Origin of the sequence: Enterobacter chinensis (assembly GCF_034008295.1) — a bacterium.
GTDB lineage: Bacteria > Pseudomonadota > Gammaproteobacteria > Enterobacterales > Enterobacteriaceae > Enterobacter > Enterobacter chinensis.
Window position 1 is genome coordinate 167,490 of the sequence record NZ_JARDVI010000007.1, and the last position, 24,585, is coordinate 192,074.

24 protein-coding genes are annotated in these 24,585 nt (G+C 54.5%); 12 read left to right on the plus strand and 12 right to left on the minus strand.

All coding sequences use genetic code 11. From position 1 onward, the window contains the following. The 3 genes from PYW49_RS19880 to PYW49_RS19890 all read right to left on the minus strand — a co-directional run bounded on the left by PYW49_RS19880 (position 1) and on the right by PYW49_RS19890 (position 3,095). On the minus strand, positions 1-771 hold the full coding sequence (locus PYW49_RS19880; RefSeq protein WP_134348341.1) for a glycosyltransferase family 2 protein: 771 nt from the start codon (positions 769-771) through the stop codon (positions 1-3). Beyond that, a complete protein-coding gene (gene waaA, locus PYW49_RS19885) occupies positions 771-2,045 on the minus strand; it encodes a lipid IV(A) 3-deoxy-D-manno-octulosonic acid transferase (RefSeq protein WP_320387310.1) in 1,275 nt (424 codons plus the stop codon). The genes PYW49_RS19880 and waaA overlap by 1 nt, the downstream gene beginning before the upstream one ends. A 66-nt stretch (positions 2,046-2,111) precedes the next feature. Further along, positions 2,112-3,095, minus strand: coding sequence for a glycosyltransferase (locus PYW49_RS19890; protein WP_320387311.1), 984 nt, complete (start codon positions 3,093-3,095; stop codon positions 2,112-2,114). Between the two features lie 158 nt (positions 3,096-3,253). On the opposite strand from PYW49_RS19890, the gene PYW49_RS19895 reads away from it, so the two are divergent. Then, the gene (locus PYW49_RS19895) at positions 3,254-4,357 is read left to right on the plus strand and encodes a glycosyltransferase family 4 protein (protein WP_320387312.1); all 1,104 of its coding nucleotides are present in this window, start codon (positions 3,254-3,256) and stop codon (positions 4,355-4,357) included. Here the strand turns inward: PYW49_RS19895 and PYW49_RS19900 are convergent. The 5 genes from PYW49_RS19900 to rfaD are packed head-to-tail and all read right to left on the minus strand — an operon-like array spanning position 4,336 to position 9,515. Then, complete coding sequence (locus tag PYW49_RS19900) at positions 4,336-5,445, minus strand: glycosyltransferase family 4 protein (protein ID WP_320387313.1); 1,110 nt, start codon at positions 5,443-5,445, stop codon at positions 4,336-4,338. The genes PYW49_RS19895 and PYW49_RS19900 overlap by 22 nt on opposite strands. After that, on the minus strand, positions 5,442-6,551 hold the full coding sequence (rfaQ, locus tag PYW49_RS19905) for a putative lipopolysaccharide heptosyltransferase III (RefSeq protein WP_320387314.1): 1,110 nt from the start codon (positions 6,549-6,551) through the stop codon (positions 5,442-5,444). Before rfaQ ends, PYW49_RS19900 begins: the two co-directional genes overlap by 4 nt. Beyond that, the gene (rfaC, locus tag PYW49_RS19910; RefSeq protein ID WP_320387315.1) at positions 6,544-7,530 is read right to left on the minus strand and encodes a lipopolysaccharide heptosyltransferase RfaC; all 987 of its coding nucleotides are present in this window, start codon (positions 7,528-7,530) and stop codon (positions 6,544-6,546) included. The genes rfaQ and rfaC overlap by 8 nt, the downstream gene beginning before the upstream one ends. Before the next feature lie 3 nt (positions 7,531-7,533). After that, positions 7,534-8,580: an ADP-heptose--LPS heptosyltransferase RfaF gene (rfaF, locus tag PYW49_RS19915; protein WP_134348347.1), complete on the minus strand. Its 1,047-nt coding sequence runs from the start codon at positions 8,578-8,580 to the stop codon at positions 7,534-7,536. Positions 8,581-8,582: 2 nt separating this feature from the next. Further along, positions 8,583-9,515, minus strand: a complete 933-nt coding sequence (gene rfaD, locus PYW49_RS19920; protein WP_008502707.1) for an ADP-glyceromanno-heptose 6-epimerase — start codon at positions 9,513-9,515, stop codon at positions 8,583-8,585. Between the two features lie 215 nt (positions 9,516-9,730). Between rfaD and kbl the strand changes: the two genes are divergently transcribed. The 6 genes from kbl (at position 9,731) to PYW49_RS19950 (ending at position 16,892) form a co-directional block, all read left to right on the plus strand. Further along, positions 9,731-10,927 carry a glycine C-acetyltransferase gene (gene kbl / locus PYW49_RS19925; RefSeq protein WP_320387316.1) on the plus strand — a complete coding sequence of 399 codons (1,197 nt, stop codon included), beginning with the start codon at positions 9,731-9,733 and terminating at the stop codon, positions 10,925-10,927. A gap of 9 nt (positions 10,928-10,936) precedes the next feature. Next, positions 10,937-11,962, plus strand: coding sequence for an L-threonine 3-dehydrogenase (gene tdh / locus PYW49_RS19930; protein WP_320387317.1), 1,026 nt, complete (start codon positions 10,937-10,939; stop codon positions 11,960-11,962). Between the two features lie 177 nt (positions 11,963-12,139). Beyond that, positions 12,140-13,720: a phosphoethanolamine transferase gene (locus tag PYW49_RS19935; RefSeq protein ID WP_320387318.1), complete on the plus strand. Its 1,581-nt coding sequence runs from the start codon at positions 12,140-12,142 to the stop codon at positions 13,718-13,720. Between the two features lie 68 nt (positions 13,721-13,788). Further along, complete coding sequence (locus PYW49_RS19940; protein ID WP_320387319.1) at positions 13,789-15,045, plus strand: O-antigen ligase family protein; 1,257 nt, start codon at positions 13,789-13,791, stop codon at positions 15,043-15,045. Positions 15,046-15,116: 71 nt separating this feature from the next. Then, positions 15,117-15,965, plus strand: coding sequence for a glycosyltransferase (locus PYW49_RS19945; protein WP_320387320.1), 849 nt, complete (start codon positions 15,117-15,119; stop codon positions 15,963-15,965). Between the two features lie 15 nt (positions 15,966-15,980). Next, positions 15,981-16,892: a capsular polysaccharide synthesis protein gene (locus PYW49_RS19950; RefSeq protein ID WP_320387321.1), complete on the plus strand. Its 912-nt coding sequence runs from the start codon at positions 15,981-15,983 to the stop codon at positions 16,890-16,892. A 37-nt stretch (positions 16,893-16,929) separates the two neighbouring features. On the opposite strand, the gene PYW49_RS19955 is transcribed toward PYW49_RS19950, so the two are convergent. From PYW49_RS19955 to gpmM, 3 genes are read right to left on the minus strand one after another with little or no spacing between them, the layout of a single operon-like run. Continuing rightward, positions 16,930-17,862, minus strand: coding sequence for a divergent polysaccharide deacetylase family protein (locus tag PYW49_RS19955; protein ID WP_320387322.1), 933 nt, complete (start codon positions 17,860-17,862; stop codon positions 16,930-16,932). A 3-nt stretch (positions 17,863-17,865) separates the two neighbouring features. Next, entirely contained in the window at positions 17,866-19,125 is a 1,260-nt protein-coding gene (envC, locus tag PYW49_RS19960) for a murein hydrolase activator EnvC (RefSeq protein ID WP_286164255.1), read from the minus strand. Positions 19,126-19,158: 33 nt separating this feature from the next. After that, on the minus strand, positions 19,159-20,703 hold the full coding sequence (gene gpmM / locus PYW49_RS19965; protein ID WP_134348353.1) for a 2,3-bisphosphoglycerate-independent phosphoglycerate mutase: 1,545 nt from the start codon (positions 20,701-20,703) through the stop codon (positions 19,159-19,161). A gap of 245 nt (positions 20,704-20,948) precedes the next feature. Between gpmM and PYW49_RS19970 the strand changes: the two genes are divergently transcribed. The 5 genes from PYW49_RS19970 (at position 20,949) to cysE (ending at position 24,058) form a co-directional block, all read left to right on the plus strand. Then, positions 20,949-21,380, plus strand: a complete 432-nt coding sequence (locus tag PYW49_RS19970; RefSeq protein WP_023309913.1) for a rhodanese-like domain-containing protein — start codon at positions 20,949-20,951, stop codon at positions 21,378-21,380. Between the two features lie 11 nt (positions 21,381-21,391). Beyond that, a complete protein-coding gene (gene grxC, locus PYW49_RS19975; RefSeq protein ID WP_023309914.1) occupies positions 21,392-21,643 on the plus strand; it encodes a glutaredoxin 3 in 252 nt (83 codons plus the stop codon). 32 nt (positions 21,644-21,675) lie between these two features. Then, positions 21,676-22,143, plus strand: coding sequence for a protein-export chaperone SecB (gene secB, locus PYW49_RS19980; RefSeq protein ID WP_106995460.1), 468 nt, complete (start codon positions 21,676-21,678; stop codon positions 22,141-22,143). Further along, positions 22,143-23,162 (plus strand): NAD(P)H-dependent glycerol-3-phosphate dehydrogenase, encoded by a 1,020-nt coding sequence (gpsA, locus tag PYW49_RS19985; RefSeq protein WP_320387323.1) that lies wholly within the window; start codon positions 22,143-22,145, stop codon positions 23,160-23,162. The genes secB and gpsA overlap by 1 nt, the downstream gene beginning before the upstream one ends. Positions 23,163-23,236: 74 nt before the next feature. Then, positions 23,237-24,058 (plus strand): serine O-acetyltransferase, encoded by an 822-nt coding sequence (gene cysE / locus PYW49_RS19990; RefSeq protein WP_008502718.1) that lies wholly within the window; start codon positions 23,237-23,239, stop codon positions 24,056-24,058. Between the two features lie 32 nt (positions 24,059-24,090). Here the strand turns inward: cysE and trmL are convergent, their stop codons facing one another. After that, entirely contained in the window at positions 24,091-24,561 is a 471-nt protein-coding gene (gene trmL / locus PYW49_RS19995) for a tRNA (uridine(34)/cytosine(34)/5-carboxymethylaminomethyluridine(34)-2'-O)-methyltransferase TrmL (RefSeq protein ID WP_134348355.1), read from the minus strand. Between the last annotated feature and the right edge of the window lie 24 nt (positions 24,562-24,585).

Here is a 24,585-nt window from a genome sequence, read left to right on the forward strand (position 1 = left end):
TCACGTTTTCTCTGAGTAGCCGCGGCAGAGCGCCCACAGCTCGGTGTATTTGTTGAAAGTATACTGGGCATTCACCACCGCCAGTAACCACCCCTGTTTACCGTCCAGTACGCCACCACGCAGCAGGAGCGTTTTCAGAAACGCGCCCAGCGTATGGGTGAAGATACCGCTCAGCGTGGCCTTCTTGCCGCGCTGGTGGCGCTCCTGCGCCCATGCGGTGGCATAGTTAAGCTGTTTACGCTGGAAGCTGGCGAAATCCCGACAGGTCAGGTGCAACAGATCGCCCGCCAGAGGGATCACCTGGGCGCTATCGCAAGCCAGGGATTCATGGACCAGGTTGTCGTTGTACTGATACCGCTCGCGCTCGTAGAGGCGCATCACGCGGTCTGGATACCAGCCGCTGTGGCGCATAAAACGGCCGAGGAAGTAGTTGCGGCGGGCGATGCTGTAGACCGCACCAGGCTGAGGCGAGGAAAGCACCGCCTGAATGGCCTGCTGAAGTTCTGGCGTGATGCGTTCGTCGGTATCGAGCATCAGGACATAATCGCCAGTGGCGTACCCCTGCGCGCGCTGGCGCTGGATGCCATAGCCTTGCCAGTCGGTGTTGATAAAGACCTTTGCGCCCGCTGCGCGGGCAACGTCCACCGTATTGTCCGTGCTGCCGGAATCGAGCACGACGATTTCGTCAGCCCAGGCGACGGAGGCCAGACAGTCCGGAAGCAGGTCGGCGGCGTTTTTGGCGATCATCACGACCGACAGACGCGTTGACATTAGTGGCTCCGCTGAGGCAAATAAGGTTGCAGAAGTTGCAGCAGGCGGGTCAGTGCGCCCTGGTTCTGATGCAGCACCTCGACGGCATGACGCCCGTACCACAGGCGATAATCTTCGTCAGTCAGAAGGGTCGAGACCTCCTTGACCACCGAATCCGCATCAGTCACGGTAATTAAACCATCGGCCTGCTGCAATTTAGCGCAGATATCTTTGAAGTTAAACGTGTGTGGCCCCATCAGCACCGGAATGGCGTGGGCTGCTGGCTCCAGCGGGTTATGACCGCCGCGCGCCACCAGGCTGCCGCCAACAAAGGCCAGATCGGCAATGCCATAAAGTAGCATCAGCTCGCCCATGGTATCGCCAATCACTACCTGAGTGCTGCCGGAAGGGATCTCACCGCTGCTGCGCAGGGTGTAGCTGAAACCGCCTTTCTGCACCATGTCGCGGGCATCTTTAAAACGCTCCGGATGACGTGGAACGAGGATCAGCAGTAAATCGGGGAATTTTTCCAGCAACTTACGGTGCGCCTGGAGGATGATCTCTTCTTCGCCGTCGTGGGTGCTGGTCGCAATCCAGACCTGACGACGCGGAGCCCACTGGCGACGCAGTGTGATCGCACGGGCGGCGAGTTCAGGCGTGACGGAAATATCGAATTTAAGGCTGCCCGTTACCGCAAGCTGGTTGCGTTTCAGGCCTAGCGCGATGAAGCGCGCCGCATCTTCTTCATTCTGCGCCGCAATCAAGGTGATTTTACTCAGCAGGCGACGCATAAATTTGCCCAGCTTGCCGTACCCTTTTGCCGAGCGCTCAGACAGGCGGGCATTAGCGATAACCAACGGGATCTTACGGGCATGCAGGGCGGAAATCATGTTCGGCCACAGTTCGGTTTCCATCACGATCACCAGTTTCGGGCGAACGGTATTCAGGAAACGATTCATGGCGCAGGGCAGATCGTAAGGGAGATAGACGTGTTGAACGTCTTTGCCAAAAGCGGATAACGCGCGCTCCGACCCGGTCGGCGTCATTGTCGTGACGGTGATCGGCAGAGACGGGTAGCGGTGGCGCAGGGCGCGAACCAGCGGGATCGCCGCCAGCGTTTCACCGACAGAAACGGAATGCAGCAAAATACCGTCCGGTAAGACTTTATTGCGGCAGAAGCCATAGCGCTCAGCCCAGCGTTTACGATACGCAGGCGCTTTACGGCTACGAAGCAACAGTCTCAGCCACACCAGTGGCTGAATGATGTAGAGCAGAGCGGTATACAACAATTCCAAGCGATTATCCGTTTTTTTAGTTTCGGCGGGCAAATTCTAAGCATTTAAGCCGGGTAAAGCTATCTCTTATGCCAGATACCGTTTCAAACGGAAATAACGGCGGCCAAGTCGCCAGCGCTGGCGCAGCCCACGGGCATTTTTCCAGATGAGTGCCCAGATACCTCGGTCGAACAATTCACGAATAATTTCGCGTTTTTTACTGAGATCGCCGATGTTGTTAATGGCGTGCAGAATGCCCAGCCCCTCTTTTGCAATCTGCCACCGGCAGGCCGGTACCCGGCGTACGGCTTCCGGGTAACGCTGGTTGATAACATCCAGCATTTCCAGGATTTTCATGTAGTGACGAGCGTTACGCATGCGCGTGTCATCTGTCCCTGGCGTGTGCGAGACGGAGGCGGAATGAATCAGGTAGTCATAGAAGGTTTCGTCAGTGTACTGCACGCGTTTGGCCGTCAGCAGCACTTCGGTGGTCCACGGGATATCCTGGTGTCGCAGCCCATGTTCAAAGGTGAAACCCTGCTCTTTAATAAACGCGTGGCGATAAATATTCAGCCAGGTAACGTGCAGGAATTTACGCGACGCCAGCGCGCGCTGTAGCCACGTTGGGCCATCCAGTACGTCTGTGGATTGCAGTTTGTCGGACGGAAAGATTTTCTTCGACGGCCTGCCGTCATCGTAGATATACGTGCCGTTGCAGGTCGCCACATCGAGATCGTTCTTTTTAGCCATCTCAAGCAGGCGCGGATACATACCCGGGTAAATGACATCATCGATATCCGGGAATGCAACATACTCGCCTGTTGCTTGCGCGAGACCTGTATTACGGGCCGCTGAGACGCCCTGGTTAGCCTGGTCAATGACCTTGTAGAACGGAAATTCTCCGGCGTACTGAGCAATGATGGCGGAGGAGTTGTCGCTTGACCCGTCGTTCACAACGACCAGTTCCAGACTGTCCAGATGTTGAGCTTTGATGCTGTCGAAAAATGCACTGAGGAATTTTTCACCGTTATAGACGGCGACTACAAGGCTCAATAAAGGTTTGTCGGACATGCTTTCTCCGTTGTGTTCAGGGCAGGCCACCCAATATGGTGATACCATTCGTGCTGTATTATATCTGGTGGATACTAAAAACATATGCCTGGAGGGACAAAGATCCTTTTCAGGCGGCAAATTAGCGTCACGCGGACGAGATTCTTAACAGGAAATGTATGCATATTGTTCACACTGAAGCAGACGGCGGCAAAGGCGGACAGCCTCTGCGCATTATCAACGAATCGCTAGGGATGATTCAGCGTGGCCATCAGGTGACTATCCTTTGTCCGGAAACTGCGCCGCTGCACGCGCTGGCGCGCGATGCCGGGTTGACGGTTGTCACGATGCCGTTGAAGCGCAAGAACCTTAAAAATCTACAGTTGTTGCGTCGCTGGTTGAAGGATAATCGCCAGTCGATTGACGTCATTAATAGCCATAACTCCGCCGATACCTGGCTGGTGGCGCTGGCAAATCTTACGCTTTCCAACCCCGTGCCGCTGGTCCGCACCCGTCATGCGTCAGGTGTACCGCGCAACAACTGGACGACCCGCTGGCTGTTCCGCACGGCCTGCGCGCATATCGTGACCACAGGGGAGGCGTTACGTCATCAGGTGGCAAATATTGGTGTGCCGATGTCCCAGAGTACGTCGGTGCCAAGCGGTGTCGATACGCAGCGTTTTCACCCGGGAGATAAGCACGAAGCCCGCGCGCATTGTGGCTTATCGGAGTCAGATTTCTGGCTGGGCGTGGTGTCGCATTTACGTCCGAACAAAGGTCACAGCGTACTGCTGCGTGCCCTGGCGAAAATCGACAATCCGCAGATCAAGCTGGCGATTGTCGGCGAAGGCCCGCACAAAGCGACGCTCGAACAGGAAATTACAGCGCTGGGGTTACAGCAACGCGTGGTGATGGCGGGACATCAAACCGAGCCAGAACGCTGGTTCCCGGCGTTTGATATTGCGCTGAGCCCTTCGCACGATATGGAAGGTGTCCCGCAGGGCGTGCTGCAATCGTTAGCCTCCCGTATTGCAACCATTGCAACGGATGCCGGTGGAACGGGAGATGCGGTGATTAACGGGCAGACGGGATTGTTGATCGCGCAGCGCGACGAAAACGCACTGCACGATGCCATATTAAAACTCTATGACGACTCAGCCCTTCGCGAGGCACTCGCGCAACAGGGGTATGACTACCTGAGCACGCACTTTACCCGCGAATGTATGCTGGACGCGATGGAGAAGGTCTTCTCTGATGCCGCTCAGCGTAGCAAATCGCGATAAAGCGTTTGTAGCTCTCGCGCCATTCTGTCCAGGGTGAAAGGCTCCGCAGTTGCACGTGCAGCAGCGGAGTAATCGACACCCTGTTCGCGGCCTTTCAGCCACAGAGAGATGGCCTGCTGGTAGCCTTCGCTGTCCAGCGCATCGCGCACCCAGCCGTTTTGACCCTCGGTTATCCACTCTGCCGCGCCACAGCCGTGGCTGGTGAGCAGCGGCAAACCGCAGGCCAGCGCTTCCACGCAGACGTTCGGGAAGGGATCGTAGAGCGTCGGCAGGATAAGCGCATCCGCCGTGCCATACACTTCGCGCACGTTGGCAACGGGCCCCAGGAACTTCACGCGTGAGGAGACTCCCAGCGCTTGCGCCAGTTTTTCAAATTTCCGCGCATGTTTATCGCGCCCGGCAATCAGCAGCCAGACGTCAGGATGCGCCACAATGGCACGCAGCGCGGTGGCAACACCTTTACGGCTGAAACCTGACCCAACATACGCCAGCACCGGTGCTGCCTGGGGAATGCCCAGCGCATCACGCTGCGAAAGGGTGCGTACCTCAGGGCTGAACTGGGTAGTGTCGACGCCGTTATAGATCACCGTCAGCTTGTCATCCGACAGCCCGAAGCGGCGGGCGATATCGTCGCGCACCATCTTCGAATTACAGATCACCTTGCGCAGCTGCTGATGGGTAAACATTTGCGTCTCAGCCTGCAGAATGTAGCGGTGATAGCGGCTCAGAGATTGCGCCCAGCGCGCCAGCGGCGACAGAATACGACCATATTGCTCAAGCCAGGTGGCGTGAACTCCATCACCCGCCCGGAAGATGGTCGCTCCTGGTATGCGTTCGTGGCTTTGCACAATATCAAACTGCGCAAAATGCGCGGCGGCTTCGGTGGCAAAGCCGGATTCACGGGCGATGCGATTGCGAAACGGCGGATTGACCGTCAGCGTTTTCCAGCCTGCGGCATCTTCCCACTGGCGGGCAATCAGCGTGACGTCAAGCGAGGTATCCTGCGCCAGCACGTTAAGCGCACGTGAGACGAAACGCTCTGCGCCACCGTTGGGGTTGTAGGTCTGTCGAACAATCGCCAGCTTCATGCAGGTGTTCCCGTTTCCAGGAGCATCGTATCAATGGCGCTCAGCACCTGCTGCGGGGTGATGGCGGTGATGCAGTCTGAAACACCGCTGTCTCCGCAGCCCGCTTTGCCGCACGGCTGACAGGTAAACCCGGCCACAATCACACGGTAGTTCACCCCCCACGGTGCCCACTTGATGGCACCGGTAGGGCCAAAGATGGCGACGGTCGGCGTACCGACGGCGCTTGCAAGGTGCATCGGCATAGAATCCACACCAAAGTACACCCGCGCGTGCTTCATGAGCGCGCCCAGCTCTTTCAGGTTCAGCTGACCGCTTAAATCAAAGACCGGCTGGGTGAGGGCAGCGCGCAGCTCATCCATGTAGGCCTTCTCTTCTTTTGACGGTGCGGCGGAGAGAATAATCGGCAGGCCGCGCGCCGCCAGGTTATCAATAGTGGCTGCCAGCTTTTTGATATCCCAGGCCTTAAACATCCAGCGCGAGGTCGGGTGAACCAAAATGTAGGATTGACTCGCGAGCCCAAACCCGGCCAGTTTTTCGGCAACAGAGGCTTCTGCCGCGTCGCCAGGCACAAAGAGGGTATGTTTGTCTTCGTCGGACTGTGGATGAATGCCGATCCGGCGCAGGGCGTCCAGATTAACCTCCACCATATGACGGCTGTTGTCCTGAATCGCCGGGTAGAGCGTGGTGAACGATTTCACCCAGCGACGACGCGCCAGGCCCCCGCGTTTATCCGGCTTAAAGCCGACGGAGACGCGCGGTTTCAGGCGACGCGCCAGACGCGCGCCGTGCCAGTGTTCGGTCAGGTTAATCAGCACGTCATACTGACGGCCTTTCAGGGTATTGAGCAGCGCGCGGTAGAGGCGGAATTGTTCAAACCACCCCTTTTTACGCCAGTTGCGCCCGATAGTATGGACCTGGTCGATATGCGGGTGGCTGGTCAACATCGCCTGCGTGTCGTCATAGACCAGCGCATCGACTTCCACGTTCGGCCAGTTCTTCTTCAACACGGTGAACACCGGCGAAGTAAGCAGAACGTCACCGTGGTGACGCAACTTAACGATCAGCACGCGCTTTGGTGGACGCTCCGCTGAGAAAAAATCAGACATAGGCTCTCTCTGCTGCCAGCAAAGGCTCTAATTGCGCAAATACCGCAGCGGCACTGAGGTCGCTCAGCTGCGATGAGTATTCCGGGCGGCAGATATATTGATTTTTTCCATAGCCGCCGATAAGACCCGGGTCCGTTGGGCCGTAAAGCGTAATATTAGGTCGATCCAGCGCCGCCGTCAGGTGGCTGAGGCCCGTATCCACGGAGACCACTGCCGCAGCGCCTGCCAGCTCCTGGGCTACACCGTCAAGTTTCATGCGCGGCAGAACGTCCACGTAATCAAACCCTGCCGCCAGACGTTTGGCGCGTGCTTCTTCGTGTGGCGCGCCCCACGGAAGTTTGATACGTAGCCCAGAATTCCCCAGCAGGCCGATCAGTTCCCGCCAGTGCGCTTCCGACCAATGCTTGTCGTCGCGGGTCGTCGCATGAAGAAAAATCAGATAAGGCGAGTCTATTTGTTGCGAACTGTGCAGGAAATGCTGCGAAATGGCGTAATCACCCTGCGTTTCGGGTTTGGCATAGCCAAGACTCTTTGCAAACAGCTCGCGGGTACGTTCCACGGCGTGCTGTTGCTTCGCGATGTGGTGGCGGCGGTTATAGAACAGGCTCGCCAGCGGTTCGCGGGCGGTTTGCCAGTCCATGCCGTGCTTTACGCCGTGCGCCAGACGCGTCACCAGCGCGGCGCTTTTGACCAGCCCCTGCGCGTCGATGATGGCATCGTAACGTTGCGCCTGTACTGCCTCGCGGAAGGCTTTGCGTTCGGCTTTAATCGGGGCAGAAAACCATGCTTTGCGCCAGCGGCGAATCGCCACCGGGATCGCGCGGTCGACCGCTTCATGCCAGGTGGGGATTTGCGCGAAGCCCTCTTCCACCACCCAGTCAAAACGAATGCCGGGAATGGCCCGCATGGCGTCCGTCAGTGACGGCAGCGTATGCAGAACATCGCCCATTGACGAAGTTTTAACGATCAATACCCGCATTCGTTATCCTTCTTCGCTCAACAGCAGTTCGTTAAGCTCTTCAAGAACGCGCTGCGGGGTAATGTCGATCAGGCTCTGGTGATAACCTTCTGCGGCATCGCCTTTGCGCACTTTGTGATAGCCGGTGATCAGGCGGATGACGCGCGCTTTATGAGAAAGCGGTGGCGTGAAGTCCGGGCTGCTTGGGCCATACAGCGCAACCAGCGGGCGGTTGAGTGCAGCGGCGACGTGCATCAGGCCAGAGTCGTTGGTGACCACGGCGCTACAGGCGGCAATCAGGATAACCGCCTGCTCAAGCTGGGTTTCTCCCGCCAGGTTGCGGCACCATGCCTGCTGTTCGTTACTGAGCGTCGCGAGGATTTCATTGCCTGCCTCGTGGTCTTTTGCCGAACCGAACAGGACTATCTGGTAGCCTTCGTCAATCAGCTGTTTCGCCAGCTCCGCATAGTGGTAGTGTGGCCAGCGTTTTGCCGGGCCGAACTCGGCGCCAGGGCAGAAGCCAATCATCGGGCGTTCAGACGAAAGCCCAAACGCGTTGCAGGTCTGAGATTTTTCACCGTCGTTAACCTGAAGCTGTGGCCAGAGCAGCGGCTGTGGCAGGTCTTTCGCGCTGCGCATCACGCCTTTGTCATAGGCCAGCGCCACGTAGCGCTCCACCATCAGCGGCCAGGCCTCTTTATCCAGCACGCGCGCATCGTTCAGCAGGCCGTAGCGCATTTCACCGCGCCAGCCGGTACGGTGCGGGATGCCTGCAAAGAAGGGCACCAGGGCAGATTTAAAGGAGTTTGGCAGGACATACGCGCGGTCATAGCGCTTCTCGCGCAGGCTATGGCCGAGCTTGCGGCGTTCGCCAATTTCCAGCGCCCCGTGGCCAAGCGGCATCGGGATCGCCTCGTTAACTTCCGGCATACGTGATAACAGCGGACGGCACCATGCGGGTGCCATCACGTCGATTATCGCCTGGGGATAGCGCGCCTTGAGCGTGCGATAGAGACTCTGCGACATCATCATGTCGCCCACCCATGACGGGCCGATCACCAGAATTCTCATACTTACGCGTCGCGGTTCAGCCAGGCCATATACTCCGTTACGCCTTCGGCAACGGTCTTGAACGGCTTGTCATAACCCGCTGCACGCAGGTTGGTCAGATCGGCCTGAGTGAACGCCTGATAACGGCCTTTAAGCTTGTCCGGGAAAGGAATGTACTCAATGCTGCCTTTTTTGTGATACGCCAGCGTGGCATCAGCCACCGCCTGGAAGGATTCCGCGCGGCCGGTACCGAGGTTGAAGATGCCGGATACGCCGTTTTCCCAGAACCACAGGTTCACTGCGGCAACGTCGCCTACGTAGACGAAGTCACGCTTAAAGCCGTCGCTGCCTTCGAACAGTTTTGGACTTTCGCCGTTATTCAGCTGGGTGTTCAGGTGGAACGCTACGCTTGCCATGCTGCCTTTGTGGCCTTCACGCGGCCCGTAGACGTTGAAGTAACGGAAGCCCACAATCTGGGAATTCGCTTCTGGCAGAACCTGACGGACGTATTCGTCGAACAGGAACTTGGAGTAACCATAGACGTTCAGCGGCTGCTCATATTCGCGGGACTCGATGAAGTCCGACGTGCGGCCGCCGTAGGTTGCCGCAGAAGAGGCGTACAGGAAGGGAATTTCACGCTCGAGGCAGTAGTGCAGGATCTCTTTGGAGTACTGATAGTTGTTGTCCATCATGTACTTGCCGTCCCACTCTGTGGTGGAAGAGCAGGCACCTTCATGGAAGATAGCTTCGATCTCGCCGAACTCTTCGCCTGCCATAATCTGGATAAGGAAGTCTTCTTTATCCATGTAGTCAGCGATGTTCAGATCCACCAGGTTGACGAACTTGGTGCCATCTTTCAGGTTGTCAACCACCAGGATGTCGGTGATGCCTTTGTCATTGAGAGCCTTAACAATATTGCTGCCGATAAAGCCTGCGCCGCCGGTAACGATGATCATAACTGTAACCTTTGAAGTGTGAAGCCCGGGGACAATCCCGGACGCTAATGTTTCTATCATATCATTAGTATGGCTGCCCTTCAGCCATTCACCTTCATAGGGCAGGGGTACGCGTGATTTATGCTGCAAAAACGACAAGAGATAATGTGTCATCTCGTCATGAACTATAGGTTTGGGTAATATGTCCCGAAATTTGCCGAGTCTGGAGAATTGCAATGCGTGGTGATTTTTACAAACAGTTAAACAGCGACCTCGACACCGCACGTGCGGAAGGGTTGTTCAAGGAAGAGCGTATTATCACGTCTGCTCAGCAGGCGGACATCACCGTTGCCGATGGCAGCCATGTGATCAACTTTTGTGCGAACAACTACTTAGGTCTTGCGAATCACCCTGAGCTGATTGCCGCTGCGAAGAATGGCATGGACACCCACGGTTTCGGTATGGCCTCCGTGCGCTTTATCTGCGGTACCCAGGACAGCCACAAACAGCTTGAGAAAAAGCTGGCGAACTTCTTAGGGATGGAAGACGCGATTCTGTACTCCTCCTGCTTCGACGCCAACGGTGGTCTGTTTGAGACCCTGCTTGGTGCAGAAGATGCAATTATCTCCGACGCCCTGAACCACGCTTCCATCATTGACGGCGTGCGTCTGTGCAAAGCGAAGCGTTTCCGTTACGCCAACAACGACATGGCGGAGCTGGAAGCGCGTCTGAAAGAAGCGCGCGAAGCAGGCGCTCGCCATGTGCTGATCGCCACCGACGGCGTGTTCTCGATGGACGGCGTGATCGCCAACCTGAAGGGCGTGTGCGACCTGGCAGATAAATACGATGCACTGGTGATGGTCGATGACTCTCACGCGGTCGGTTTTGTCGGCGAAAACGGCCGTGGTTCCCACGAATACTGTGACGTGATGGGCCGCGTGGACATCATCACCGGTACGCTGGGCAAAGCGCTCGGCGGCGCGTCCGGCGGCTATACCGCCGCGCGTAAAGAGGTGGTTGAGTGGTTGCGCCAGCGTTCCCGTCCGTATCTGTTTTCCAACTCCCTGGCTCCGGCCATCGTTTCCGCCTCTATCAAAGTGCTGGAGATGGTGGAATCAGGCGCTGAACTGCGCGATCGTCTGTGGTCCAACGCGCGTCTGTTCCGTGAAAAAATGAGCGCCGCAGGTTTTACCCTGGCCGGTGCTGACCACGCCATTATTCCGGTGATGCTGGGCGATGCGGTTGTGGCGCAGAACTTTGCCCGCGAACTGCAAAAAGAAGGGATTTACGTCACCGGGTTCTTCTTCCCGGTGGTGCCAAAAGGTCAGGCGCGTATCCGCACCCAGATGTCTGCGGCGCATTCGCCTGAACAAATTGAGCGTGCGGTGGAAGCCTTTACCCGCATCGGCAAACAGCTGGGCGTAATTGCCTGAGGACGTGTGATGAAAGCGTTATCCAAACTGAAAGCGGAAGAAGGGATTTGGATGACCGACGTGCCGGAGCCGGAAGTCGGTCATAACGATCTGCTGATCAAAATTCGTAAAACGGCTATCTGCGGTACTGACGTTCACATCTACAACTGGGACCAGTGGTCACAGAAAACCATTCCTGTGCCCATGGTTGTCGGTCATGAGTATGTCGGCGAAGTGGTGGGTATCGGCCAGGAAGTGAAAGGCTTCAAAATTGGCGACCGCGTCTCCGGTGAAGGCCATATTACCTGCGGTCACTGCCGTAACTGCCGCGGTGGGCGTACCCACCTGTGCCGTAATACCATCGGCGTGGGCGTGAACCGTCCGGGTTGCTTCGCGGAATACCTGGTGATCCCGGCTTTTAACGCGTTCAAAATTCCAGACAATATTTCTGACGATCTGGCCTCCATCTTCGATCCGTTCGGTAACGCGGTTCACACGGCGCTCTCCTTCGATCTGGTCGGTGAAGATGTGCTGGTCTCCGGTGCGGGCCCCATCGGCATTATGGCGGCAGCGGTCGCGAAGCACGTCGGTGCGCGTAATGTCGTGATTACCGATGTAAATGAATATCGTCTGTCGCTGGCGCGTAAAATGGGCGTGACCCGCGCGGTAGATGTTTCCAAAGAGAATCTGAACGACGTGATGGCAGAGCTGGGCATGACCGAAGGTTTTGACGTGGGTCTGGAGATGTCCGGTGCGCCACCGGCGTTCCGCACAATGCTGGATACCATGAACCACGGTGGCCGCATCGCAATGCTGGGTATTCCACCGTCGGATATGTCTATCGACTGGAACAAAGTCATCTTCAAGGGGCTGTTCATCAAAGGGATCTATGGCCGCGAGATGTTTGAAACCTGGTACAAGATGGCGGCGTTGATTCAGTCTGGTCTGGATCTGTCCCCCATTATCACTCATCGTTTCTCCGTTGATGAGTTCCAGAAAGGCTTTGACGCGATGCGTTCAGGGCAGTCCGGGAAAGTTATTCTGAGCTGGGATTAAACCTGCCTGCTGGCACCGCTTTTACGGGTGCCAGCGCTTTTTCTTAGCGGTTTGACTTTCCAGAAGTTACTTGTTAACTTTTGGCGAAATTTTCTCCATCCTGTCTTCTCCGCACGTTCATTCTTGCAGTCAAAATGATTACGTCAGGAAAGATGTTGCCAGGCTAATCAGGTCATTATGTCCACACTGTTTTCACAGAAGTTGGTTGAGACTCCTTCGCGATTTACCGCTTTCTTTACAGTGGTTATTTCTCTGCTAATAGTCATTGGGGTTAATATTATACATGCTAAATATAACGCGGTAATTAACCGTGCGCTGGTCTTCGCGCTGATATTGCTGACGTTAAAATGTATAAAGAATAAATTAATCAGAAATGTACTGGCGATTATTTTATTAATTCCGGTTGCGGCAGATATTACTTTACAGTTATATGCCTGGAGTAATTTCAATTCTGCGTTTAGTTATGGGTTTGCGCTGAGCGTACTTAATACGACACCGGGTGAAGCAAGTTCGATGCTCGGCCTATACTGGCGCGATTGCCTGATTTTTGTCGCCCTCTCTGCGTTGTTCATTTATACCGCCAATACCGGGATGTGGCCTATTGCACCGCGTTTCCGTCGCTGGCCCGCCATTGCGCTTGCCGTCACGCTGCTGGCTTTTTATGGTCAGGCTTTGCAGCATCAACTCAGAAAAAGCAGTGTCGAAAGCCTGGCGCAGCGCGTGGTTCAGGCTACGCCTGTTAGCACGTCCAAAGTCTTTATGCAGGCCATTGAGGATAATGCAGTGGTGGCCAACATCGGTAACAATATTCCTGATTATAAAATCACACTATCTGATACCGGCATCGAGAACTATGTGCTGATTGTTGGCGAGTCCGAGCGTACGGCAAATATGGGTATCTATGGTTATCAACGAGATACTACTCCGGAGCTGGAGAAGCAAAAATCGCAACTCTTACTGTTCCGCAATGCCGTTACACCTGCACCTGTCACGATTATGGCGGTACCGCTGGCGTTGACTGCGGATACCGTGAATGCCCGCGATCCGCGCAAATATGGCGATAACGTCGTCAATATCGCTAACAAAGCAGAGTATGGTACTTACTGGTTTAGTCGCCAGGGCAAAGGTGGGGCGCATAACAACGTCATTACCGGTATTGCCCTGAACACGAAACAGCATGAGTGGATTGACGGGGGCTACGACGAAGACCTTCTGCCGCTGTTGCAGAGTGCGCTAAAAACGCCGGGCAAAAAATTGATTGTTCTGCATTTGTACGGAAGCCACGAGCCTTCCTGCCGACGTTTCCCAGCCAGCCAGGCGCTGCTGCACGGTGATAATGAAGCCGATGATTGCTATGACAATTCGGTGCGATACACGGATACGTTAATGGGTAAGATCTTTAGCCTGCTCGAAAACTCGCGCTCATCCGTCATGTATTTTTCCGATCATGGCCTGATTCGCGATCCGAAGCGTGCTGTAGCTTACTCCCACGGCAATGTTAATCCTCCGCGAGAGGCTCTGCATATCCCGGTGTTTATCTGGTACGGACATCAGGTAGATTCCGATAAGCAGTTCACCGGAGATTACAATACCGTCTGGTCTGCTGATGATATTAATACGCTGGCTGAGCTTTGGCTTGGGATCCATCGTCAGGGAGAACCTGTCCTGTCGGTACAGTCATGGCTTGCCGGTTACAATAAAAACGTAACCGTGCTGGACACGACCGGGAAGTCCTATGACTGGCGTAATATTCGTTAACACAGGTGCGATAAACTTGTTTTTTGCAGTGTGCTAGCCTGCTTTGCCTTTTAGTAAATGGAATGATGATGATTAATGTAGAACGAGATAAGGTCCAGTTTGTATTGCTGCAGCTACTCTTCGGACTGTGTGCTATTGCTTTGGGTTGCGTAGTTGTTTCTCCTAATTTATCCGCCAAAATTTTGGGCCTGGCGGGTGTTACCGCATTCATTATTTTCTTATTGGATATTAAAAACTTCAGAAAGAACGATGCATTCTGGCTTTGTCTGGTCCTGCTGATTATCGGGATTTGCGATCTGGTCTGGTACCGGATGTATAAGGTTGACAGTGAGGCGATCAACTCGTATCGCGCCTATCTGGAAGTCGGGAAAATCTGCGTTTTCGGGGCATTCTCCATCTTCGTGTTTGTAAACAGAAATCAGCTCAACGTCGGCAGCAATAAGATTCATATGTTGCTGGTCATCGCGCTGCAGGTGATGATTGTTGTCTACGCAGGGTACCAACACCTGTTTCTTGAAAACCAAAGGGTTACACTCTCCCTTGCCGGTGGGACGGATGCGACAGGGGCCGCTTATACCATTGCATTTATCTCGTTCTACACGATTCTGGTGCTCCAGCACAGTTCAAGCAGATGGAAAGAGCTGTTTATACTCGGACACTTTTTTATTACTTTCCTGGTACTGGTGGCGACAGAAACTCGGGCAGCCATTCTGACCTATCCGATTATTTTCTTCGCATTGCTGGTGGTGAAGTTGTACAAGGAAAAGCATATCCCGTGGAAGGGGGTTGCTGTTTTCCTGATTGCGCTGCTGGCTGGCGCCTTTATGATGAAAGACAACCTGGTTAAGCGTTATGACGACTTTAACAATGACATTGTTTCCTATGATAAAGCGAACAGTGCCACTTCGGTTGGTGCCCGTTTAGCGATGTGGAAGACGGGGCTGGCTGCCTCTAAAAACAATTATTTATGGCAGTCTACTGATGAGCGAAACGTAAAGATAATCGCAGAAGTTAATAAAGACCCAAGCCTGTCAGGCGCGCTGGGTTACATTCGCGGCCATCTTCATAATGAAATCGTTGAAACGCTTTCTGTAAAAGGTCCTTCAGGCGTTATTCTTTATATTCTGTTTGTGATATCGCTTGGCTGGTATGCATTACGCAAACGTAAAAGTATTATTCTATTCGCTTTCCTGGTTTCGATTGTTATGTTCGGCGTGGGTGGCGTGATGTTCTATTCAAAAACAACCCCTGTTGCCTGGATGCTAACGCTGATAATGTCGGTTGTTTTCCTGGAGCAAAACAAACACCGTACGGTCATTAAGTAATCGTTTTGATTCTCCATCGGGAAAAAGGTATTCTCCCGATGGAGAAATACCTTTTACCAGACGAGCACGCCATGAACGAACTGATTTCAGTAATCATCACCACCTACAACAGAGAGGAGTTGCTGGAACGTGCAATTCGTTCAGTTATTGCTCAGACATACCCCACGGTAGAATTGATTATTGTTGATGATTGTTCTAATGATAAAACCGCTCAACTTATCGAGCGTATGCGCGCAGAGTGTGAAGCGCGTTTTGTACATTTCATCTACGAACGTAATGAAAAGAACAGCGGTTCTAACTTCTGCCGTAACCGGGGCTATGCGCTTTCGCACGGCGTGTTTGTAACGGGACTCGATGACGACGACTATTTCTTGCCAGAACGTCTAACGAAACTCGCTGAGCGGTATGATGATAAGTATGCTTTCGTGACGGATACTCCCGCAAGGCTGGACAAAACCCACCGCACCTATCCGGATACTGATGATAAAAGACTCATTGAGCTGCAGGATATTTTGTGCGAAAACGTGGTGGGCAATCAGGTATTGACCACAAGAGAAAAACTGTTAGGTGTCGGCGGGTTTTCTCCTGAAATAAAACAACAGCAAGATCGCGATGTCTGGATTAAATTAATTCTGAAATATGGTCCAGGTATCAAATACAGCTTCAGTACGGCGATGGTGGATGCTGAACACGGAAGTAATCGCATTACGTCACAAGTAAAAAAATATAATGCGTACCGTAAACTCTATTTTAAATATCGCCAGCATATGTCTGAAGTGACTCGCAGTAATAATTTGTTCCAGCTTATGTCGTTTCGAGGTTTTAAATCAACGCGTATGAATTGCTTATTACGTGGGCGTAAAAAAGACGCTAAATTAAAAATGAAACTTTTTCGCCGTACGCTAAAAGAGCTATTCTGAAATTAACAAGGTGAAATGATGAATCTTAATGCAACGAATAAGCTCATCAAGAAAACCCGACGCTGGCACAAAAAAACGGGTTTTTCTCTTTTCCAGCGTGCGGCCAGCCATTTTGAGCGGAAGAAAAAAGAGACGATTTTTAGCGTTATTGATGATCTGAAGGTTCAGCCTGACGATGCGTACGCAACGGAACCGATGCAATCGCGCATTATCTGGATCTGCTGGTTCCAGGGGTTGGATAGTGCACCTGAGTTGGTGAAACGCTGCATTGCATCCGTACAACGTAACACGCCGGATGCGCAGGTCATTATCCTGACGGATGAGAATATTCCAGACCATCTCACTCTCCCTGAACACATCAAAACGAAATACCAGGCCGGTCTTATCAGTAAGGCGCAATACTCTGATATTGTTCGCTGTTCGCTGCTGTATCAATATGGCGGGATCTGGATGGACGCCACGGTGTTCATGACGAAGCCGTTACCGGAAACATTTTTTGAGAAGACCTTTTCATCGCTACGTTTTGAACCGTCTGAAAACGCATTGAGTGAGGGTTACTGGACGGCCTATTTTCTTGCAGCCCAAAAGGGAAACCCACTGGTGAAGATGGTGCGGGATATTCTGTATCGCTACTGGCAGCACCACAATACCCTGATTGAGTACTTCCTGATCGATTACAGTTTCTTATATGCGCGCGAGCGCTATCCGCAGTTTCGTCAGGTCATGGATCAACAACCGGTCACCGGGAATAATCGGTTTTTAATTCGCCAGTTCATCTCAGCGAAACCTGATATAGCGGCGATGAAGGCGCTAAATAATGATCCCGTGGGCATTTATAAGCTCTCGCACAAAGAGCAATACCGTACTGCAGACAACGGCCAGCCGACAGTATACAGCCAGATCCTCGAGGGCTCCTTCCACCTTTAGTAATAAAAAAGCCACCATGACGGTGGCTTTTTTATTATCACACTTTCTTACCCCATCCCTGCCACTGCTGCTGGACATATTTCACCAGCGTACTGTTGCTGATGCTGTCTCCGATAACAGAGAAGAAGCGGGTCGCGTAGACCGGTTCAAGCGGTTGCTTAGGTACGCAGCGCTTCACGCCGCGGAACGGATTACGTGGTGCTGTCGGGGCGGGCTGTGCAGAATTTGGTGTAGAAGTATCCACCTGCGGCTCGTTCAGCAGATCGCTCGGGCGAACCAGCGTGATATCGGCAGGCAAGGTCGGCAGCATTTGCTGCAGGACGCGAACGGTAGACGGGTGCGGGTGACCGATGGCAATGGCCGAGCCATTACGGCGGGCCAACTGTACCGCGCGGTTAAACTGCACGCGAATATCGGCTTCGTTCTGGGTATCATCCAGAAACACCTTGCGCTTAATCACTTTTACGCCCGTTCCCTGAGCGGCACGCATCGCCTGGCTGTTGCCGATGGTCATGCTGTCGAGAAAATAGAGGTTGTAACGCTCCAGCGCCTGCATCACTTTAAGCATCCCGTACAGGCTCGATGTCATCGCGCTGCCCATATGGTTGTTCAGCCCCACGGCATACGGCACTTTATTGTAGGCGTCGCGGATGATGCGTTCGATCTCATCGCTGCTCATATCCGGGCGCAGGGTATCTTTTTCCAGCGGCTGCTTGCTGAGCGGGGCCATGGGTAGATGGATGAGAACCTGATGCCCGGTGTTGTGGGCTTTGGTCGCCATCTCACGCGCGTGGGGCGCATTCGGAAGGACAGCGACTGAGATGGCTGACGGCATCGCCAGCACCTGGTTTTCATAGTGCGGACGATAACCGAAGTCATCAATCACGATAGCGAGCTTGCCTGCGTATACCGGTGCAGCCAGCGCCAGTGCGCTGACGACGGAGAGAACCATTCGACGAAATTGAAGCAAAACTTATCTTCCCAACCACGGCTGTGGATTGACCGCCTGACCCTGGCGACGAATTTCGAAATAGAGTGACGGGCGGCCCTGACCGCCACTGCTGCCCACAAGGGCGATGGGTTGACCTGCGCGCACCTGAGTGCCGACGCTGACCAGCGCGCTCTGGTTGTAGCCGTAAAGACTCATATCACCTTTACCGTGTTCGACCACCACCACCAGTCCGTAACCCTGCAGCCAGTCGGCCAGAATCACGCGGCCATCGGCGATGGCCTTTACTTCGCTACCTTCAGACGCACCGATAACTATCCCTTTCCAACGTAGCTCACCCTGCAGCTGTTCGCCATAGCGATGCAGAATTGAGCCGCGAACGGGCCAGAAAGCCTGACCGCGAGGAGAGCCTAAACCGCCGGTACGCGACATCAGGGAACGTTCGCTTTCGCTTGGCTTGTAGGTGGTCCCTTTGCGGGACGCTTCCTGCTGCTTGTCGCGAACGACCTGTGCCTCGCGGGCCTCTTTTTCGGCGCGCGCTTTCGCCGCGGCTTCCGCACGGGCGATACTGTTACGCAATTTTGATTCGTTAGCGCGCATTTCGCTCAGCTGGCTCTGTCCTTCCTGAATGGAGGACTCAAGACCAGAAAGGGTTTTCTTACGCTCGTTGCGTGCCTGCTCAAGTTTCGCCTGCTGAGCCTGCTGATCGTAGAGCAACGTCTGCTGCTGGCTCTGCTTCTCTTCCAGCTCGGCTTTTTGCGTGGTGACTTCTTCACGCGTCTGCTTCAGCTGCGCGATCGTTTCCTGACGCGCCTGGTTCAGATAGCCAAAGTAGGCCTGCAGGCGCTGGCCGCGCTGGCTCTCTTCACCGCTGAGGATCAGTTGCAGGCCGGTGTGTTCACCCTGACGGAATGCGGCATCAAGCTGAGCCGCAAGATTGCGCTCCTGTGCATCACGCTGACGTTCCAGTTTGGCAATCGACGCGTTCATCTCGTCGATCTGTTTATTCAACTGGGCGAGGGTGTTTTGCGTTTCACGTAATTGACGTGCGGCGGCGGAGATGGCTTCTTCCTGCTGCTTAAGCTGGGCGAGCAGAGTGGCGCGCTGCTGTTGCTGCTGGCGTACCGCACGCTCTTTGGCGGCGATATCGGCCTGAATGGATTTCAGCTGGTCGCGGTCATCCGCGTGGGCGGATGCGGCGCACAGCAATACGCCAGCGCTGAGTGCGCTGGCGTAAAACAGAGGTCTGACTGATAACCTAAGCGGCTTCACGACCCATGTGATTGAAAAAATCGCCTTTCCCCTCATGGGGAGCGATTATTCCACGATGAACAGCGGCTTACCAGTCATCTCTTCAGGGATCGGCATCCCCATCAGCGTCAACATGGTTGGCGCGATGTCTGAAAGCTTACCGCCTTCCACTGCTTTCAGTGATTTATCACCAACATAAATCAGCGGAACAGGCAGGTTGGTATGGGCCGTGTGCGCCTGGCCGGTCGCCGGGTCGCGCATCTGTTCAGCATTACCGTGGTCAGCGGTGATCAGCAGCTGGCCGCCAACGGATTCAACAGCTTTCGCGACCTGCTCAACGCAGTGATCCAGCGCTTCAACCGCTTTAACCGCGGCTTCCATTACCCCGGTATGGCCGACCATGTCGCCATTCGGGTAGTTACAGATGATGGTGTCGTACTTGCCGCTCTCAATGGCCGCAACCAGTTTTTCAGTCAGTTCGGCAGAGCTCATTTCTGGCTGCAGATCGTAAGTGGCGACTTTAGGCGAATTAATCAAAATGCGGTCTTCGCCTTTGAACGGCTCTTCAACGCCACCGTTAAAGAAGAAGGTCACGTGCGCATATTTCTCGGTTTCAGAGATACGCAGCTGTGTCTTATCGTTCTTCGCCATCCACTCACCGAAGGTGTTTGCCAGCGAGGCCGGCGGGTAAGCGCATGGGGCGTTGATATCGGCGGCGTATTCGGTCAGCTGGATGAAGTCGAGATTTACGACTTTCTTACGGGCGAAACCATCGAAGTCGCTGTTGACGAACGCACGGGTAATTTCGCGCGCGCGGTCAGCGCGGAAGTTCATGAAGATCAGCGCGTCGCCATCTTCCATGGCGGCATCGGCCTGGCCTTCAGTACGGATAACGGTCGCTTTCACAAACTCGTCATTTTCATCACGCGCGTAAGCGGCTTCAAGCGCTTCCACGGCGGTCGCGAACTGGAATTCACCTTTTGCCAAGGTCATCAGGTCATAGGCCTGTTCTACGCGATCCCAGCGATTGTCGCGGTCCATGGCGTAGTAACGACCAATAATGGATGCCACGCGGCCTTTACCCAGTGCGGCAAATTTGTCTTCGAAGGCTTTCAGAGAACCTTTCGCGCTGCGCGGGGGTGTATCGCGGCCATCGAGGAAGGCGTGCAGATAGATTTTTTCAGCACCACGCTCAGCGGCCAGCTCAACCATCGCCATGATGTGATCTTCGTGGCTGTGTACGCCGCCTGCAGAGAGCAGACCCATGATGTGTACGGCCTTGCCAGCAGCGACGGCTTTATCGACCGCGCCAGACAGCGTTGGGTTGGAGAAGAAGGTACGTTCTTTAATTTCAACGTCCAGACGCGTTAGATCCTGATACACGATACGCCCGGCGCCCAGGTTAACGTGACCCACTTCCGAGTTGCCCATCTGGCGGTCCGGCAGGCCCACTTCCAGGCCAGATGCGTCAATCAGCGTATGCGGACGTTTTGCCCACAGCGAATCCATGACCGGAGTTTTGGCGTTGAAAATAGCGTTATCCTGGCTGTCTTCACGGTAGCCATAGCCATCCAGAATCACCAGTACCATAGGTTTTTTAGAAACCGACATTGCGACAACCTCATGCTCAAGAGTCAAAATTTGCGTAATTTTACTACAGCTGAATCGATCAAATAGCCGCAGAAGATCAAAGAAAGCGCAGGGGCAAGGGGGAGACCAGACCATTTTGAGGCATTTTTTAGGTGGCATGCCGCAGAAAATGGATTAGGTTATGGTCGCTGGCTGTATTTGCCAGAACGCACAGGTATACTCCTGTCCTGGTTTTTTTATCACTTAGTCGGGAGTAGTTACCCTCCATGCAAGAAATTATGCAATTCGTTAGCCGCCATCCGGTTCTGAGCATCGCGTGGATTGGCCTGCTGGCTGCTGTGCTGTTCACCACATTTAAGAGCCTGACGTCTAAGATTAAGGTTATCACCCGTGGTGAAGCGACGCGTCTGATTAACAAAGAAGATGCCGTCGTTGTCGATCTGCGTCAGCGTGACGATTTCCGCAAAGGTCACATTGCGGGCGCAATCAACCTGCTGCCAGCTGAAATCAAAGCGAACAACGTCGGTGAGCTTGAGAAACACAAAGCCCAGCCGATTATCGTTGTTGATGCGACCGGCATGCAGGCACAGGAATCTGCCAGCGCGCTTCATAAAGCAGGTTTCGAAAACGTAACGGTGCTGAAAGAAGGTATTTCCGGCTGGAGCGGGGAAAATCTTCCTTTGGTACGCGGTAAATAAGGAGTTCAGTCATGGCCAATATTGAGATCTATACCAAAGCGACGTGCCCGTTCTGCCATCGTGCGAAAGCGCTGCTGAACAGCAAAGGCGTGACGTTCCAGGAACTGCCAATCGATGGTGACGCGATCAAACGCGAAGAGATGATCAAACGTAGTGGTCGTACGACGGTTCCGCAGATTTTTATTGATGCGCAGCACATTGGCGGCTGTGATGACTTGTATGCGCTCGACGCCCGTGGTGGACTCGATCCGCTGCTGAGCTAAGAGACTTTAGGACAATTTAAAAGGGTTTTTCCATGTCAGAACAAAACAACACCGAAATGACTTTCCAGATCCAGCGCATCTACACCAAAGATGTTTCTTATGAAGCGCCAAATGCGCCGCATGTTTTCCAGAAAGACTGGCAGCCAGAGGTTAAACTTGATCTGGATACCGCATCTACCCAACTGGCAGATGATGTGTATGAAGTCGTACTGCGTGTGACCGTTACCGCGTCTCTGGGCGAAGAAACTGCATTCCTGTGTGAAGTACAGCAGGGCGGCATCTTCTCTATCGGCGGTATCGAAGGCAACCAGATGGCGCATTGCCTGGGTGCGTACTGCCCGAACATCCTGTTCCCGTACGCGCGTGAATGCATCACCAGCCTGGTTTCTCGCGGTACATTCCCGCAACTGAACCTTGCGCCAGTTAACTTTGATGCGCTGTTCATGAACTATCTGCAGCAGCAAGCTGGCGAAGGTACTGAACAACATCAGGATGCCTGATGAGTACTGTTAATGCGTCAATGACTGTGATCGGTGCCGGCTCATACGGCACCGCTCTTGCCATCACGCTGGCAAGAAATGGTCACGAAGTGGTTCTCTGGGGCCACGATCCAAAACATATCGCCACGCTGCAGCGCGACCGCTGCAACGTCGCGTTTCTCCCGGACGTTCCGTTCCCCGACTCCTTGCACCTTGAAAGCGACCTTGCGACCGCGCTGGCGGCCAGCCGCAACATTCTGATTGTGGTCCCGAGCCATGTATTTGGCGAAGTGCTGCGTCAGATTAAGCCGCTGATGCGCCCTGATGCGCGCATTGTATGGGCGACAAAAGGACTGGAAGCTGAAACGGGACGCCTGCTGCAGGATGTTGCCCGCGAAGCGCTGGGTGAGGATATCCCGCTGGCGGTGATCTCCGGCCCGACCTTTGCCAAAGAGCTGGCCGCTGGCCTGCCAACGGCGATTTCGCTGGCATCAACCGATCAGACCTTCTCCGACGATCTGCAACACTTGCTACACTGCGGCAAGAGCTTCCGCGTCTACAGCAACCCCGATTTTATCGGCGTACAGCTGGGCGGTGCGGTGAAGAACGTGATTGCGATTGGTGCCGGGATGTCCGACGGCATTGGTTTCGGTGCCAACGCGCGAACTGCGCTGATCACCCGAGGGTTGACCGAGATGTCCCGCCTGGGCGAAGCGCTGGGCGCCGATCCGGCCACCTTTATGGGGATGGCGGGCCTGGGCGACCTGGTGCTGACCTGTACCGACAACCAGTCTCGTAACCGCCGCTTTGGCATGATGCTCGGACAGGGCAGCGATGTAAAAGGCGCGCAGGAGAAGATTGGTCAGGTGGTTGAAGGCTACCGCAATACCAAAGAAGTTCGCGAATTGGCGCACCGGTTTGGTGTCGAAATGCCAATAACCGAGGAAATTTATCAGGTATTGTATTGCGGAAAAAATGCGCGCGAGGCAGCATTGACCTTATTAGGTCGTGCGCGAAAGGACGAGCGCAGCAATAACTAGTCGGAACCGTTGTCACCTGAATGACCCAGCCAGCGCAGAACTGGCTGGTCATTAACTATCGTCTGGAGTAAGCAATGCCGTGTGAAGAACTGGATATCGTCTGGAACAATATTAAAGCCGAAGCCCGGGCGTTGGCCGACTGCGAGCCTATGCTGGCCAGTTTCTACCACGCAACGCTACTTAAGCACGAAAATCTCGGCAGCGCGCTGAGCTATATGCTCGCCAACAAGCTGGCTTCCTCGATCATGCCTGCTATCGCTATTCGTGAAGTGGTGGAAGAGGCTTACGCCGCAGACCCGGAAATGATCGCCTCTGCCGCCTGTGATATCCAGGCCGTGCGCACGCGTGACCCGGCAGTCGACAAATATTCTACGCCGCTGCTGTACCTGAAAGGCTTTCACGCCTTACAGGCCTACCGCATCGGCCACTGGTTATGGAACGAGGGCCGCCGCGCGCTGGCGATCTTCCTGCAAAACCAGGTCTCCGTGACCTTCCAGGTCGACATCCATCCGGCGGCGAAAATCGGCCGCGGGATCATGCTTGACCACGCCACCGGGATTGTTGTCGGTGAAACGGCGGTCATTGAAGATGACGTGTCTATTCTGCAATCGGTAACGCTGGGCGGTACCGGTAAAACCAGCGGCGATCGCCATCCGAAAATTCGTGAAGGGGTGATGATTGGCGCGGGGGCCAAAATCCTCGGCAACATCGAAGTAGGACGCGGCGCGAAGATCGGCGCGGGCTCTGTTGTGCTCCAGCCTGTGCCGCCGCATACTACTGCCGCTGGCGTGCCGGCGCGCATCGTTGGTAAACCCGACAGCGATAAGCCGTCCATGGACATGGATCAGCACTTCAACGGCATCCACCATACGTTCGAGTATGGTGACGGCATCTGAGATTTTGCCCGGTGGCGCTGCGCTTACCGGGCCTACCGTAATATGGCACCCGGGTAACCCAACTGGCGCCATGCTTCATAGACCACCACCGACACCGCGTTCGACAGGTTCATGCTGCGGCTGTCCGGCATCATTGGAATACGGATTTTCTGCTCAGCGGGCAGGGCATCCAGAATAGTGGCTGGCAGGCCGCGCGTTTCCGGACCAAACATCAGATAGTCACCGTCCTGATAGCTCACGGCGCTGTGTGCTGGCGTACCTTTGGTGGTCAGAGCGAACATGCGCTGTGGCTTTTCGGCTTCCAGAAATGCGGCGTAATCATGATGGCGAACCACGGCGGTAAATTCATGATAATCCAGCCCCGCGCGACGCAGGCGTTTGTCGTCCCACGTAAAGCCCATCGGCTCAATGATATGCAGGCGAAAACCGGTGTTTGCACACAGGCGGATGATATTGCCGGTATTCGGCGGAATTTCTGGTTCGAATAAAACGATGTTAAGCATGCTGCCCCCTTAATTGCGGGGGCA